Origin of the sequence: Halolamina litorea (assembly GCF_026616205.1) — an archaeon.
Taxonomy (GTDB): Archaea; Halobacteriota; Halobacteria; order Halobacteriales; family Haloferacaceae; genus Halolamina; species Halolamina litorea.
The window spans coordinates 620174-635179 of sequence record NZ_JANHGR010000002.1; the positions used below are offsets into that span (position 1 = coordinate 620174).

Consider the following 15006-nt stretch of genomic DNA (forward strand, 5'->3'; position numbering starts at 1 on the left):
AAGGCGAGGTTTACATCTGGTAGCGGCGCTCGTCGTCGCGCTCGGGGTAGCGGTCGGCGCCGGTCATCTCCTCGTAGGTCGTCCCCGCGAGGTACTCGTCGTAGGTCACGTCGTAGCCGCTGCGGAGGTGGAAGTCGAGGTTCCCGCTGCGGACGGCCTGCTGGAACAGCGCGTGGACGCCGCGGCGGAGCAGTTCGTCGGTGTCGGTGCCCATCGCCGCCGACAGCATCGCCAGTTCGTTTCGGGTCTCCGGGTCGAGTTCCACCGTCGTCTCCTCGCCCAGCGCGGTGTAGTTCGCAGTGACGTTCTCGTCGAGGTCGTCGAGGCTCATAGTCGGTGGTTCGGCGGGAGCCGAATACGGTTTGTGGCTTCCTCGGCGGCGTGGGGTGGCTCGCCCGGCGGCGACGGTTCGGCGTCGGCGACAGTCCCCGTCGACGGTCGGGCGTCGGCGACAGTCCCCGTCGACGGCCGACGAGCCATCGAAACCGTTTTGCGCCCGTCCGGCGGATTCGGAGACACGAGATGGCGACTCCACGCCGCCCCAGCACGTCCATCGCCGGCCGTCGAGTGGGCAGTCAGTCGCCCGTCGCGACCAATACGCCTGCGTGAGCAGGCACACCAGTATCTTCCTTCGACCGACGCCCGACCACACAGCACTCAGACAACCCTCAGCCGGCGGGTAGCCGGCACCGACACACGAATGCTCGAACGCACCTACATCGACGACGTATCGGCAGAGGACGAGACGACCACCATCGCGGGCCACGTCCACGACACCCGTGACCTGGGCGGCATCCTGTTCGTCATGGTCCGGGACCGGACCGGGACCATGCAGGCCGTCTTCAAGGAGGACCGCGAGCCGGAACTGTTCGCCGAGGCCGAGGAACTGGACCGTGAGACGGTCGTCCAACTGGGCGGCGAGGTTTCAGAGACCGATCAGGCTCCCGGCGGCGTCGAACTCGTCCCGACTGACCTGACCGTGATCAGCGAAGCCAAGGAAGCGCCCACGATGGAGATCTCGAAGGACGTGGACGCTGACCTCTCGACGCGGCTCGACAACCGCCACCTCGACGTGCGCACCCCGGAGACCCGCGCGGTGTTCTCGCTGCGCTCGAAGGCGATGGAGGCGATGAAGCAGTACTTCTACGACGAGGAGTTCGAGGAGGTCGACACGCCCGCGCTCTCGACGGCCGGCGCCGAGGGTGGCGCGGACCTGTTCCCCGTCGTCTACTACGACAAGGAGGCCTACCTCTCCCAGAGCCCGCAGCTCTACAAACAGCTGCTCGTCGCCGCCGGCTTCGACCGACTGTTCGAGGTCGGTCACGCCTTCCGTGCCGAGGAGTTCGCCACCTCGCGGCACGTCTCCGAGATCGCAATGTTCGACGTTGAACTGGGCTACATCGAGGACCACCACGACGTGATGGACGTTCAGGAGGAGTCCCTCCGCGCGGCCATCGAGGCGGTCCAGGAGAACGCCCAGCGCGAACTCGAACTGCTCGACGCCGACCCCGTGCTCCCCGAGGAGCCGTTCCCGCGCCTGACCTTCGACGAGGCGCTCGACATCCTCGAAGAGGAGTTCGGCCACTTCCCCGACGACCCGACCGACCTCGACACGAAGGGCGAGCGACTGCTCGGCGAGCACTTCGCCGAGCAGGGCCACCCCGCAATCTTCGTCGTCGGCTACCCCGAGGAGAAGTTCTACTACAAGCAGGGCGTCGAGGGCGACGACGTGGCCTCCCGGAAGTTCGACCTCATCTACCGCGGCGAGGAACTCTCCTCGGGCGGCCAGCGTGAACACGACGTGGACCGCCTGATCGAGGTCATGGAGGAGCAGGGCGTCAACCCCGAGAACTTCGAGTTCTACCTCGACGCGTTCCGCTACGGCGCGCCGCCCCACGGCGGCTACGGGCTGGGTATCGACCGCCTGATCAAGGGTCTCGCCGACCTCGACAACGTCAAGGAGGCGATCCTCTTCCCGCGCGACCCCGACCGGCTCGAACCCTAAGCAGTCGACTCGGCGACTCGGCGACCCAGCGGTTCTTTTTCGGCACTGCTCGGGCCGACCAGCGACGCTTGGCGTGTAACGTCCGCCCCGCGACGCCCGGCCCGCGACCGCGCCGCATAAGCGACCCCCGACCCGATTCGCAGCCATGACCGAGGACGCCGACTCGCCGCTCCCGCCCGACCTCGACCTCGACGCCGTCCGAGAGGCCTTGATCGAGTGGTACGAGGCGGACCACCGGCCGTTCCCGTGGCGCGAGACCGACGACGCCTACGAGATCCACGTCAGCGAAGTGATGAGCCAGCAGACCCAACTCGACCGCGTGGTCTCGGCGTGGGAGGACTTCCGTGACCGCTGGCCGACCGTCGACGCCCTCGCCGACGCCGACCGGAGCGACGTGGTGGGGTTCTGGACCGACCACTCGCTGGGCTACAACAACCGCGCGAAGTACCTCCACGAGGCCGCCGGGCAGGTCGTCGACGACTACGGCGGCGAGTACCCCGAGACGCCCGAGGAGCTACAGGAGCTGATGGGCGTCGGCCCCTACACCGCCAACGCCGTCGCTTCCTTCGCGTTCAACAACGGGAACGCCGTCGTCGACACGAACGTCGAGCGCGTCACCTACCGCGCCTTCGACGTGCCCGACGACGACGACGCCTTCGAGCAGGCAGCCCGGGAGCTGATGCCCGAGGGTGAGTCCCGCGTCTGGAACAACGCGATCATGGAACTCGGTGGGGTGGCCTGCACGAAATCCCCCTCCTGTGACGAGGCAGGCTGCCCGTGGCGCACCTGGTGTCACGCCTACGAGAGCGGCGACTTCACCGCGCCGGACGTGCCGACCCAGCCGAGTTTCGAGGGCAGCCGCCGACAGTTCCGCGGGCGCGTGGTCCGACTCCTCGGCGAACACGACGAACTCGCCCTCGACACCATCGGCCACCGCATCCGCGTGGATTACGCGCCGGAGGGCGAACACGGCCGCGAGTGGCTCCGTGGCCTCCTCTCGGACCTGACCGAGGACGGGCTACTCACCGTCGACGAGTCGGGGGAGACGGCGACCGCCCGCCTCCGGAAGTAGGGTATCGCGGGCGCGGCCCCGTTCTCGGCGTGGCACTCAGTCCCCGCGGAAGCCGAGCAGTCGGAGACCGTTCAGCGAGACGATCACCGTCGACCCCTCGTGGCCGACCACTGCGAGCGGGAGCGGGATGCCCCGGAGCAGGATCGTCCCCACCATGAGTCCGATCGCCCCGAACGCGATGGCGAGGTTGACTGTCAGCGTCCGTCGGGTCTTTCGTCCGAGGCTGAGGATGTAGGGGATCTTGCTGAGGTCGTCGCCCATCAGCACCACGTCGGCGGTGTCGAGTGCCACGTCGGTCCCGGCCCCGCCCATCGCCACGCCCAGCGTCGCCGTGGCGAGCGCCGGCGCGTCGTTGACGCCGTCGCCGACCATCGCCACGTTCTCGTGTTGCTCGACCAGCCGTTCGATCGTCGCCACCTTCTCCTCGGGCAGCAGTTCCGCCTGCACTTCGTCGATGCCGACCTCGTCGGCGATGCGCTGTGCGACGCGCTCGTTGTCGCCCGTGAGCATGACGATGTGTTCCACCCCGAGTTCGCGGAGGTCCTCGATCATCTCGGCGGCGTTGGGCCGGACCGCGTCGGTGAACGCGAGCCACCCCACCACGCTCACGTCGTCCCCGCGCTCCCGGGCGACGATGACGCTCGTTTTCCCTTCTGCCTCCAGCGTTCGGAGTCGGTCGAGGCCGGGTTCGAGGCCGTCGATGGCCGCGTCGCCGAGGACGGTCTCGAAGTAGCTGCGGTTCCCGATGTGGGTGGTGGTCCCGTCGACGACCGCGCTGACCCCTTTCCCGGCGACGGACTGGAACCGATCCGCGCCGTCGACGTCGAGTGATCGTTCGTCGGCCGCTTGCACCGTCGCCCGAGCGAGGTGGTGTTCGGAGCGGGCCTGCACCGCGGCCGCGGTGGCGAGCAGGTCGTCCTCGGTCAGCGTCTCGCCTGGGCCGGCCGAACGGACGAACACGTCGGTCAGCTTCGTGTCGCCCTGCGTGAGCGTCCCCGTCTTGTCGAACGCGACGGCGTCGATGCGTGCTGCGGTCTCGACGTGTTCGCCGCCCTTGAACAGCACACCCTGCCTCCCTCCGGAGGCGATGGCCGAGAGCACTGCCGCCGGCGTCGAGATGATGACCGCACAGGGGGAGGCGGCGACCATGAGCGTCATCGCGCGGTAGAACGTCGGTTCGAACGCGCTCCCGAGGGCGAACGGAACCGCGATCGCCGCGATCGTGAGCGCGAACACGCCGAGGACGTACGGCTGTTCGAGTCGGTCGATCAGCCGCTGTGTCGGGGCCTTCTCGCTCTGTGCGCGCTCGACCATGTTGATGAGGCGGCTGATCGCCGACTCGTGGGCCTGCCGGGTGACCTCGATTTCGAGGCTGCCGCTCTCGTTGATCGTCCCGCCGAACACCTCCTCGCCGGGCTCTTTCGGAACCGGGATGGACTCGCCGGTGAGCGAGGCCTGATCGACGGTCCCCTCGCCGGACTGAACGACGCCGTCGAGCGGGATCTTGTCCCCGGGTCGGACGACGAACACGTCGCCGACGGCGACCTCGTCGATGGGGACGGTGACCTCCTTGCCGTCACGTAGCACCTGGGCCTCGTCGGGGCGCATCTCGACGAGGGACTTGATCGCCCGGCGCGAACGGCCGATCGCGTAGTGTTGGAGGGTGTTCGACAGCGAGAACAGGAAGAGGAGCATCGCCCCCTCGAACGGGGCGCCGATCGAGAGCGCGCCCACCGCGGCGACGATCATCAGCAGGTCGATGTCGACCGCCCGGTGGCGCAGCGTCTGGATCGCGCCCTTCAGGCCGTACCACCCGCCGAAGACGTAGGCGACGCCGTAGCCCGCCCACGCGAGGAGCGACGGTCCGCCGAGTACGCCCGTCAGCAGGCCAGTCACCATGCCCACCAGCGTCAGGCCGACGAACACGGCCTCCTGCCGGAGTGTCGAGCGGTCCGTCGCGTCGTCGGTCGCCGCCGGCTCCGGTTCGATCGAGACGTTGCGGTCCCGAACCGCGTCCCGAAGCTGTTCCTCCGAGGTGACGCTCCCGTCGTAGGTGATCCGCGCGCTCCCCGTCCGGAACGAGACATCGACGTCGCTGACGCCGGGAATCTCCCGGAGCTGTCGTTCCAGCGCCCGTGCGCCCGCGTCGCCGCGCCCGCCCCGTCGTTCGAGCCGGACGGTACACGTCGATTCCGGGGGTGATTCGGTTACTGTCACGCGATCACCGCCGATAGTGTGTGTTGAGTTCCCATCGTCTGTTTCCCTGCAGTTCCGTTCCGCTGCGTTCTCGTCACCCCTATGCGGGGGCGGGGTATTGAACCCCGGCGCGCCTGCCAGTCACGTGGCCTCCCCTGGTGGGCCCTCGCGTCGGTGACGTCGCCGCCGCCGGGCCCACCGATCACGCCAGCGCGTCGATGACGGACGCAGCGTCTCGTACGTCGGCGAACTCCCGGTACAGCTCCGCCAGCGCAGCGCGGTGGTTCTCCTCGGCGGTGAGTTCGATGTCCCCCGGCCCCTCTCGGGCGAACGTCGCCGAGGCGTCGGCGACCAACGTGACCGCGTAGCCGCGGTTCTCGGCCATCCGGGTCGTCGTCGAGACGCAGTGGTCGGTGGTGAGCCCGCAGACGACGAGCGTCTCGACGCCCTGCGAGCCGAGCCAGTCGTCGAGGTCCGTCCCGAGGAACGCGCCGTTGACCTGCTTGGTGACGACGTGCTCGTCGTCCTCGGGCGCGGTTTCGGGCTTCCAGGCGAACCCCGCCCCGTCGCTGCGGAGCGGGGAGCCCGCTTCCTGTGAGTCGTGGCGCGCGTGGACGACGGGGGCGTCGGCCTCGCGCCACGCCGCGAGTAAATCAGCGGCGCGGGCTTCGGCGTCGGGGTTGTTGCGCTCGCCCCAGCCGTCGGCGTCGAAGCCGGTCTGGAAGTCGACGAGGAGGAGGGCGGCGTCGGCTGACAGCGAGAGCGGGCCATCGGCCGTCAGGTCGGTCATGGACGGACTGGGCGCTCCGGGAATATCGGTGTTTCGCGGTGTCGCCCCCGGATCAGGCGTCGCCGTCCTCACTCTGAGCCAGCAGCCCCTTCTCGGCGAAGAGGTCCTTGCCGCGCCCGTAGGCGCCGAAGCCGTAGAGCCGCGAGGGCGTGAGGACGTAGCGCCGTTTCACGCCACCTTCCGAGCGGTAGCGGACGACGAACCGCGGACGGGTCAGCAGCGGGAGGCCGTACTCGGGCTCGACGCCCTCGATGGCGTCGAAGTGGATCACCACCTCGCCTTCGGGTGCGGGCCCGCGGAGCCGGTTCCACGCGAACCGCGCGAGCAAGAGGCCGGCGACGCCGCCGACGAGCCACACGGGGAGCGTCCGGACCGCCAGCACGACGCCGACGACGGCAGCGACCAGGAACAGGGCGACGCCGGCCCGACGGATCGCCGGGATCGAGTCGTCGGTCAGCGCCTCCCGGACCGTACCGATACGCCCACGCCGGCCCGACTGGATGCGGAGGCGGTCCTCGGCGACGACACAGCGACCGTCCTTGGTGCGGAACTCCCCGACGATCGAGCCCTCCATCGGCGTCTCGGCGTTGGCGCCGGCGGCGGTGTCGGCGTCGCCGTGTTCCCCCGTCATGACGCGGTGGAGACGACCTTGATCACGTCGCCCTCCTCCAGTTCGTGGTCCTCGCCGATCCGGCGCCCCGCGCGGGCGTCGACGGCGTGGAGGTAGCCCTCGCCGATGTCCGAGTGGACAGCGAAGGCGAGGTCCTTCGGGGTCGACCCGCGCGGGAGCAGGAAGGCATCGGGGAGGACGTTTCCGGTGCCGTCGGTCCACTTCGACTCGTTCTGAACCGGGTAGGCGGTGATCCGGTCCAGCAGACCGTAGACGGCCTCGTTCAGGGACTGTTGGACCCCCGTGCCGCCGTACTCGGCCATCGTCTCCCGGATCTTCTCGAGACCCTGCTCCTGTTGGTCGCTCACGTCGCCGAGAATGTCGAAGTCGGCGTCGCCGGGGTCGTAGTCGATGATCCCCGCGTCGGCGCCGTTTCGGAGCGCGAGTTCGCCGTCGGCGGTACAGGGAACGACGGGCTTGTCGGTCTCCCGGAGCGCCTCGACGTTCTCCGGGGGCGCGATGTCGATCTTGTTGGCGACGAGGACGATGGGCTTGGTACGTGCCCGGAGGTCCCGGGCGAGCGTCTCGCGATGGTCGTCCTCCCAGCGGCGGGGGTTCTCGGGGTACTCCATCCCGCGGAGCGTGGCGGTCACGTCGTACTCGTCGGCGCCGAAGCCGGTGAGCAGGTCGTGGAGCGCCTCGTCGATGTCGAAGTCCGGCGAGCGTGACTTCCGCTCGACGGATTCCCAGTTGCGCTCGACGATGCCGGCGAGCCAGCGGTCCATCTCCTCCTCGATGAACGTCGCCTCCTCTGTCGGGTCGTAGGTGCCGACCTCGACGGGTTCGCCCTCGGCGTTGGTCGCACCGGCGGCGTCGACGACGTTGAGGATCACGTCGGCGTCGGTCAGTGCGTCGAGGAACTGGTTGCCAAGCCCGCGGCCCTCGTGAGCGCCGGGGACGAGGCCGGCCACGTCGAGCAGTTCGACGGGGACGTAGCGCTTGCCGTCGCGGCAGTTGTCGCTGTCACAGCGTTCGTCGCGGGCGAGACAGGGACACTCGGTCCGGACGTGGCTCACGCCGCGGTTCGGGTCGATGGTCGTGAACGGGTAGTTCCCCACGTCCACGTCGGCCCGGGTGGCGGCCTGGAAGAACGTGGACTTGCCGGCGTTGGGTTTCCCCGCGAGCGCGACCGAGAGCATTCCTTGGGGTCTGGTTTAACGGACGGTGGGAACTGCCTTTCGGTCGGGTCTTCGCGACGGGTGGACGAGTCACCGACAGTACGGGGAACGGCCCTTAGCGGTCGTCGTAGGACGCCCAGACCCGCCACTCGCCGTCGTAGGTCCGGAGGGTGATGACCACCTCCCTCGGCGATTCCCCTTCGTTCCCGAGTGTCACCTCGACGTAAGCGAACTCCCCGTCGGTCTCGTCGACCCGGGCGTCGATTAGCGTCACCCCTTCGGTGTCCCCCAGGTTCTCTTCGGTCACCGGGAGGTAGTCGGAGTCGGGGGTCTCTGGATGCACGAACTCGTTCGCGGCGTCCAGATCACTGTCGAGGAGTCGGCTGTAGAACTCGTAGCTGACTCGTGCAGCCGGATGTCTCTCCCCGCTCGCTGTCGTCGTTTCGCTCTCCGACGTCGACGTTTCCGGTGGCGCTTCCGTCGGCGTCTCGGTAGGTTCCGCCGTCGGTGTCTCGGTACGTTGCTCGGTAGGGTCGTCGGTCGCTACCGGACTCGCCGTTCCGTCCGTCGACGCCCCCCCGCTGCTACACCCCGCTAGTACACTCACCGACGCCGCAATGCTCGCCGACACGAAAGTCCGTCTGTCCATCAGTTTAGACCCGTCTAGGGACGACGTTAACACTTGGGTAATGAAGCAACGACTGCCGATATCGCGCCGATCGGTCGTCCCCCGCGCTCACTTCGACGACGACCACGCTCCCCGGCGCTCCCGATTCGGGCGCTCGCGGCGCGTCTCAACTCAGAAGTTCGGCGTGTGCTCCTGTGGGTTCTCGCCGACCGCCCCGTCGGCGTCGCTCTGGACCAACTGGATCTCCCCGTCGGCGCGCATCGTCCCCTCGACGTTGGCGTGCTCGTGGACCCGCAGGTCGACCGAGGAGATGTCCCCGCGGACGTTCGCGCCCGCCTCGATGGTGACGGCGCCGTCGCGGGTCGTCACGTCGCCGTGGATCACGCTGCCGGAGTGGAGGTGGACGTCGCCGCGGGCCCGGATGCTGCCGAACAGCTCCGAGCGCTCGTCGACGCTGACCTCGGTGGCCCGGACGTTCCCGTGGAGCCGGCAGTCGGTGCCGATGCTCGCGGGGGTCGAGACGCGCCACGCGTCGTCGGAGACCGACGAGCCCCGCGGGATCACGAGCGGCGCCTGCTCGGCCTCGCCGCCGTCGGCCAGCGCGTACGCGAGGTCGTCTGCGGCCTCCTCCTCGCCCAACCGGAGCAGTTGGGAGAGCACGATGAAGTAGAACACCAGCGTCGGCATGGGGTTCCGGATGGTGATCCAGCCGTTGGCCTCGAACCCCTCCTCGATGTCCACGTCGTCGCCGATGTCGAGGTCGCCCGAGACCATGAGTTGACCGCCGATCCGGGTTCGCTCACCGAGGTAGGCGTCCTCGCCGACGAGCACGTCGCCGTCCACGTCGGTCCACATGTCCAGTCGACAGTCGTTCTCGGCCTCGATGTGGCCGCCGAAACTGCTCCGTTCGCCGGCCGCGACCGAGCGACCGCGGACCCCGAACTCGACGGTCGACTGCCCACCGACCAGCACGTCACCGTCGGTGACGAGGTCGTGTTCCTCGACCACGGTACCGCTGGGGATGGACAGTTCGTCGAGCGGGTCCTGACGGAGCGACATATACCGGCTCATGAGTTCTCCACACATAATAACACTCCGTCAGACACATGTACGGGATCAGGGAGGTACCCCCGTCAGGCGGCGGCCCGCGCCCGGACTCGAAAGGTGAGGTTAACCCTCCCGAGGCGGTACCGACGGGTATGACTGCACTTTCCTTCGACGAGGAAGGCGTCGACGTCGTCTACGAGGGAACCGAGTTCCGACTGGAGAAAGCCCTGATCGAGGACGCGACCGGGAAGTCGTTCCCCGACGTGACCGACCACGAGGTGCTGAAGATCGTCGAGGAGGAGCCGGCCATCTCCGGCGAACCGCGGCGGATCGGCGACATCGTTCGGTAGGACCGACGGCCGAGCGGACTCAGCGCCGGGGGAACGTCCGCCGGTCGAGTCGTTCGGTCGCCTCGTCAGCCAGCGTCCGGAGGTTCACCGCGTCCTCGCGGTTGTAGGAGATCAGCGTCTCCAGCGAGCCGTCCTCGCCGCGCTCGTGTTCCTTCCAGAGGCGGACGGCGTCGCGGCCGGAGATGTCGGGGCGGTCGCGTTCGATCCCGATCTCCTGCTCGATCGGCTTCAGCCCGCCCGAGAGACCCAGCTTCTTGCAGGTGTACATCAGGTCGAGGTGGGCGGTGTCCACGTCGAGGTCCAGCGCGGCCTCGAGGAACGGCACGTCGAAGCGCTTGCCGTTGAACGTCACCAACAGGTCGGCGGCGTCGAACTCGGCACGGACGTTCCCGGGCGTGAGGTCGTCGCCCTGCACGAGCGTCGTCGTCTCGCCGTCGCGGTGGAACGACACCGTCGTCACGTCGTTACGGTCGTGATCCAGCCCGGTGGTCTCGATGTCGAAGAAGCATGCCGAATCCCGGAAGTTCTCGTAGAGTCGCCAGCGCTCGCCGGAGGGGAAGGCGTCGTCGAAGAAGGCGGCGTCGCCGGCGTCGAGGCGCGGCCGGGCCTCGTCGATGAACGTCTCGATGTTCTCGCCGGTCTTCGCGCCGACGGCGCTCGGGTGGAAGTCGTCCCAGTGGGTGACGCCGTCGTCCCAGAGGCGCCGCTCGGTGGACTCGCCGACGCCCCGGACGGGGATGAAGGAGTTCTCGACGCGCATGTACGGAGTCGGACGGTTGACGGTGATAAAGTCGGCGCTCCGTCGGGCGCTCCCGAACTGCTACTCCCGGACGCGCTCGCGCTCCTGCTCGCCGGTCTCCCGCCCCTTGTACGGCTCACAGACCATCGAGACGCCCTCCTCGAAACTGATCTCCGGCTCCCAGCCCGTCGCCTGCTTGAACTTCGAGGCGTCGGCGTGGGTGTGGTAGACGTAGTTCTCGATGGGCACCGGCTCGTACTCGGGGGCCACGTCGGTGCCGAGTTCGTCGTTGATCATGTCGACCATCTCGTTGAAGGTGTAGGGGTTGCCGACGCCGAGGTTGTAGATGCCGTCCAGTTCGTTCTCGGCGGCGAGTTCGAGGCCGCGGACGATGTCGGTCACGTGGGTGAAGTCCCGGGTCTGGCTGCCGTCGCCCCACAGCACCGGCGACTCGCCGTCGGCGATGGCGTCGGCGAACTGCGAGATGGTGTTGGCGTACTCGCCCTTGTGGCCCTCGTTGCCGCCGTAGCCCTGATAGACCGAGAAGAACCGCATCCCGGCGAGCGTGAGGTCGTGGAAGTCCGAGTAGTACTCCGCGTAGCGCTCACGGCCCATCATCGAGGCGTCGTAGCCCGTCGACGCCTCCACGGGCATCTCCTCGGTGCAAGGTTCCTCCTGACTGCCGTAGATGGAGGAGGTGGTGGCGTAGACGAAGGTGTCACAGCCGTCGGCCATCGCCTGTTCGACGACGTTGACGAACCCCTCGATGTTGACGCGGGCGCCCTGCCGGGGGTTCTCCTCCAGCATTTGCCGGGAGGAGAGCGCCGCGAGGTGGAAGACGGCGTCGACGTCGGTCGGGAGCTCGTCGTCGAGCACGTCGGCTTCGGCGAAGATCACGTCCTCGTCGAGGTTCTCCGGCGTCCCGAGGTAGCAGTTGTCCAGCGCGATGACCTCGTTGTCGGCCGCGAGGTGGTTCGCGAGGTTCGAGCCGATGAACCCCGCGCCGCCGGTGACCAGCACGCGTTTGCCGTTCATGGTCGGACCTGCTCCCGGCGGCGCCAAAGGCCTGTCGTTCAGCCCGGAACGGCCGTGTATATCCGACGAGATTTTTGGACAGTTACTGTCGATTCCCGTGTTTCGTTGACGAATCCCTCCACGTTTCGACGGGTGCCCGTATCCTTATGTACTTCCACCGGTAACCGATCAACAAATGTCTTCGATAGAGCTCACCGCGAGCCAGCGCACGATACTCAGAGCGCTCGTGAACCTTCACGGCCAGCAGGAGTCGGCAGTCAAGGGCGAAACGATCGCCGAGGAGGTCGGGCGCAACCCCGGCACGATCCGGAACCAGATGCAGAGCCTGAAGGCTCTCCAGTTGGTCGAGGGCGTCCCCGGCCCGAAGGGTGGGTACAAGCCGACGACCAACGCCTTCGACGCCCTCGACGTCCAGCAGATGGACGAGCCGGCGTCGGTGCCGCTCAGCCACGACGGCGAGCCGGTGACGGGCGTGAACGTCGAGGAGATCCGCCTCTCCAGCGTCCACAACCCCGACCTCTGCCGGGCCGAACTCCACCTCCGTGGCTCGGTCAACGAGTTCCACGAGGGCGACCACGTGCGTGCGGGCCCGACGCCGCTGTCGGCGCTAGTCGTCGAGGGGACCGTCGACGGCAAGGACGCGACCGCGAGCGTCCTGATCCTCGAGATCGAGTCGATGGAGGCGCCGGCAGGCGAGACTGCCCACTAACGGCCGTCGATCTATCCTTCCCGTTCGTCGAGCACGACGGGTACTCCCCGTTTGGCGACGTCACGCGCGAACGCCCCTGAATCGGCTTGGAGCGCCTCGATCGTGTTGTAGTGGACCGGCAACACCAGATCGGGGTCCATCCGTTCGGCGAGGTCGGCGGACTCCGCGGCGGTGCTGACGACGGTGCCGGCGATGTTCGCGAGGAACAGCGAGACCGAGAGCTCCGCGAACGCGTCGAGGGCGTCGCTGTCGCCCGGCCAGAACACCGAGGTCCCGCCGATCGAGAGCCGATAGCCGACGCCGAACCCTTTCGGGTGCGGGACGGTTCCGTCGGCGTCGGCGCGCGGGCCGGCGGGGTCGTTGTATGCCGGGACCGACCACACGTCCACGTCGCCCCCGTCGACGCCGTCGACGGCGAGGTGGTCCGCCTCGCCGGTCCGGACGACCTCGCCCGGTAGCTCCTCGACCGGGCCCACGTCGCGGCCGATCCCGGCCGGGTCTACTCCCTCGTAGACGACGACGGTCGTCTCCTCGTTCGCGACGCGCTCGATGCCGTCGGAGTCGTAGTGGTGGTCGTGGGTGACACAGACCAGATCGGCGTCCTCCGGGCGGAAGTCAGTCGCCCGCGGGTGGGCCGCCTCCTTGGGGTTCCCGCCGCCGACGGGGGTCCAGTCGCCGGTGAGGACGCCGTAGCGCCCCGGATCGAGGTAGGCGACGAAGCCCCCTTCCGTCTCGATGCGGGTCGTCGCGTAGCCGTACCACGTCACCTGCAGGCCGTCGTGGCGAACCGTCATGGCTCCGGGTCGGGTCGGGCCGGCCTTAGGCGTACGCTTCCCGGCCGAGCCTCAAGCGTCGTCCTCGCCGTCGACGCCGCCCGCGAGGCGCTCCACGCGCTCGGCGGTGTCGGCGTCGGCGGGGGTCTTGTCGTCCCGGACCTCGACGAACCGCGGGAACCGCAGCGCGTAGCCGGCGCCGTAGGTCGGCGACTCCTGGATCTCCTCGTAGCCGACCTCGAAGACGACCTCGGGCCGGAACTCGACGGTCTGGCCGTCCTCGCTCACGACGTGGGGTTCGAGAAGTTCAGTGAGTTCGGCCAGTCGTTCGTCGGTGATCCCCGTGGCGACCTTGCCGACGGTCTCGTAGCCCTCGTCGGCGCCGACGGCGAGCAGGAACGTTCCGAACTCGTTGGCCCGCCGGCCCTCTCCCCACTCCGCACCGATGACGACGCAGTCGAGGGTCTCCACGTCCGGCTTGCGCTTGAGCCAGTCTTGTCCCCGGTCGCCGGGGGTGTACGTCGACGCGGGGCGTTTGAGCATGATCCCCTCGTGGCCGGCGTCGAGCGCTTCCTGCTCGAACGCCTCCACTTCCCCGGCGTCGTCGCTGTAGAGGACTTCGCTGGCGGCGTCGGGCAGGAGGTCGGTCAGGTGGTCGTGGCGCTCCCGGAACGGCGAGTCGAGCAGGTCGGCTCCCTCTCCACCGTCGGTGCCGTCGCCCGCGCGGCCGTCGAGCAGGCAGTCGAACGCGTGGAGTTCGAGTTCGACCTCCTCGCGCATCCGATCCACGTCGTGTTTCCGGCGGAACCGCCGCAGCACCTCCTGAAACGGGAGGGGGCCGCCGTCGTCGTCGACGGCGACGACCTCGCCGTCGAGGATCGCCGGCGCGTCGAGGCGTTCCTCGGCGAACTCCCGGATCTCGGGGAGCGCGTCGGTCACCTCCGAGGTGTTCCGGGAGTAGAGCCGAACCGTTGGGTCGTCGGGTGTCGGCTCACGGCCGGCGGCGGGCGGGGCGATCCCGTCGGGGTGGTGGTGGAGTTGCACGCGCGCGCCGTCGAACTTGATCTCGGCCGCCACTTCCTCCCAGGACTCCAGCGCGCCGGTGACGGTGCCGGCCTGTGCGAGCATCGACTGGACCGGGCGGCCGACGGTAAGGCCCATTTCGCTGAGGCCGTCCTCGCCCTCGTCGCGGGCGACCTCGGCGACGAGGCCGTAGTCGTTGCTCACCTGCAGGGCGTCGGCGACCAGTTCGGCGTCGACCTCGAACGCCTCGCTGATGGCGTCGCGGACGGTCCCCTCGCCGACGCCGAGGCGCATCTCCCCCAGCACGAGTCGGGCGAGGTAGCGTGCTTCGTCGTCACTCACGCGGGAGAAGAGGCCGAACAGGGTCGCCAGTTTGGTGTCCTCGCTGCCGGCACCCTCGGCGGCGGCGACCTCGCGGAGCGCGTCGTCGACCTCGGCGAGCGTGGGTCCGTCGTCGCCGCCGGCGTCGCCCCCGCCCGCGGCGAAGGCAGCGAGTCCCTGCTGACCGCCCAGGTCGAGGCCGGCGGCGACGACACCGATCTCCCCCTCGTCGGCCAGTCGCTCCTCCACGTCGTCGGCGGTGACGTTCGTGCCGGCGGCTTTCGCCAGCGCCGCGTAACAGAGGCGCGGGCCGATGTCGAGGGTCCGGCTGTCCCAGCCCGGGAACACCCGGCCCATGAGGAAGCGCGCGATGACGGGGAGTTCGTCGGTGTCGGCCGCCCGGAACAGGGCCGCGACCAGCGAGACGGTCTCGAGGTCGGCGGGTTCGGCCTCCAGTTCGGCGGCACGGTCGGCGAAGGCGGCGAACTGCATTCGCCCGGGATAGGCGCATCCGGGGCAAAAGGCCGCCG

General features: G+C 68.8%; 15 protein-coding genes. 4 read left to right on the top strand and 11 right to left on the bottom strand.

Going from position 1 to position 15006, the window contains the following annotated elements:
* Positions 1-10: 10 nt before the first annotated feature.
* Complete coding sequence (locus tag NO998_RS14165) at positions 11-331, bottom strand: ribbon-helix-helix protein (RefSeq protein ID WP_267647926.1); 321 nt, start codon at positions 329-331, stop codon at positions 11-13.
* 369 nt (positions 332-700) lie between these two features.
* Here NO998_RS14165 and aspS point away from each other — a divergent pair, with 369 nt between their 5' ends.
* On the top strand, positions 701-2005 hold the full coding sequence (gene aspS / locus NO998_RS14170) for an aspartate--tRNA(Asn) ligase (protein ID WP_267647927.1): 1305 nt from the start codon (positions 701-703) through the stop codon (positions 2003-2005).
* Between the two features lie 145 nt (positions 2006-2150).
* Positions 2151-3077 carry an HhH-GPD family protein gene (locus NO998_RS14175; protein WP_267647928.1) on the top strand — a complete coding sequence of 309 codons (927 nt, stop codon included), beginning with the start codon at positions 2151-2153 and terminating at the stop codon, positions 3075-3077.
* Positions 3078-3113: 36 nt separating this feature from the next.
* Here the strand turns inward: NO998_RS14175 and NO998_RS14180 are convergent, their stop codons facing one another.
* From NO998_RS14180 to NO998_RS14205, 6 genes are all read right to left on the bottom strand, one after another.
* Positions 3114-5294 carry a heavy metal translocating P-type ATPase gene (locus NO998_RS14180; RefSeq protein ID WP_267647929.1) on the bottom strand — a complete coding sequence of 727 codons (2181 nt, stop codon included), beginning with the start codon at positions 5292-5294 and terminating at the stop codon, positions 3114-3116.
* Between the two features lie 181 nt (positions 5295-5475).
* Positions 5476-6063 (bottom strand): cysteine hydrolase family protein, encoded by a 588-nt coding sequence (locus NO998_RS14185; RefSeq protein WP_267647930.1) that lies wholly within the window; start codon positions 6061-6063, stop codon positions 5476-5478.
* Between the two features lie 52 nt (positions 6064-6115).
* Positions 6116-6694 (bottom strand): hypothetical protein, encoded by a 579-nt coding sequence (locus NO998_RS14190; RefSeq protein WP_267647931.1) that lies wholly within the window; start codon positions 6692-6694, stop codon positions 6116-6118.
* Complete coding sequence (locus NO998_RS14195; protein ID WP_267647932.1) at positions 6691-7872, bottom strand: redox-regulated ATPase YchF; 1182 nt, start codon at positions 7870-7872, stop codon at positions 6691-6693. The genes NO998_RS14190 and NO998_RS14195 overlap by 4 nt, the downstream gene beginning before the upstream one ends.
* Before the next feature lie 94 nt (positions 7873-7966).
* Positions 7967-8533: a hypothetical protein gene (locus NO998_RS14200; RefSeq protein WP_267647933.1), complete on the bottom strand. Its 567-nt coding sequence runs from the start codon at positions 8531-8533 to the stop codon at positions 7967-7969.
* A 117-nt stretch (positions 8534-8650) separates the two neighbouring features.
* A complete protein-coding gene (locus NO998_RS14205) occupies positions 8651-9538 on the bottom strand; it encodes a polymer-forming cytoskeletal protein (RefSeq protein ID WP_267647934.1) in 888 nt (295 codons plus the stop codon).
* Positions 9539-9678: 140 nt separating this feature from the next.
* Between NO998_RS14205 and NO998_RS14210 the strand changes: the two genes are divergently transcribed.
* Entirely contained in the window at positions 9679-9876 is a 198-nt protein-coding gene (locus NO998_RS14210; protein ID WP_267647935.1) for a DUF5800 family protein, read from the top strand.
* Between the two features lie 19 nt (positions 9877-9895).
* On the opposite strand, the gene NO998_RS14215 is transcribed toward NO998_RS14210, so the two are convergent.
* Both NO998_RS14215 and NO998_RS14220 read right to left on the bottom strand, forming a co-directional pair.
* On the bottom strand, positions 9896-10636 hold the full coding sequence (locus NO998_RS14215; protein ID WP_267647936.1) for a ribonuclease H-like domain-containing protein: 741 nt from the start codon (positions 10634-10636) through the stop codon (positions 9896-9898).
* 60 nt (positions 10637-10696) lie between these two features.
* The gene (locus NO998_RS14220) at positions 10697-11650 is read right to left on the bottom strand and encodes an NAD-dependent epimerase/dehydratase family protein (RefSeq protein WP_267647937.1); all 954 of its coding nucleotides are present in this window, start codon (positions 11648-11650) and stop codon (positions 10697-10699) included.
* Between the two features lie 175 nt (positions 11651-11825).
* Here NO998_RS14220 and NO998_RS14225 point away from each other — a divergent pair, with 175 nt between their 5' ends.
* On the top strand, positions 11826-12359 hold the full coding sequence (locus NO998_RS14225; RefSeq protein ID WP_267647938.1) for an Rrf2 family transcriptional regulator: 534 nt from the start codon (positions 11826-11828) through the stop codon (positions 12357-12359).
* A gap of 11 nt (positions 12360-12370) precedes the next feature.
* Here the strand turns inward: NO998_RS14225 and NO998_RS14230 are convergent, their stop codons facing one another.
* Entirely contained in the window at positions 12371-13153 is a 783-nt protein-coding gene (locus NO998_RS14230) for an MBL fold metallo-hydrolase (protein ID WP_267647939.1), read from the bottom strand.
* 51 nt (positions 13154-13204) lie between these two features.
* Positions 13205-14968 carry an ATP-dependent DNA ligase LigA gene (ligA, locus tag NO998_RS14235; RefSeq protein WP_267647940.1) on the bottom strand — a complete coding sequence of 588 codons (1764 nt, stop codon included), beginning with the start codon at positions 14966-14968 and terminating at the stop codon, positions 13205-13207.
* Between the last annotated feature and the right edge of the window lie 38 nt (positions 14969-15006).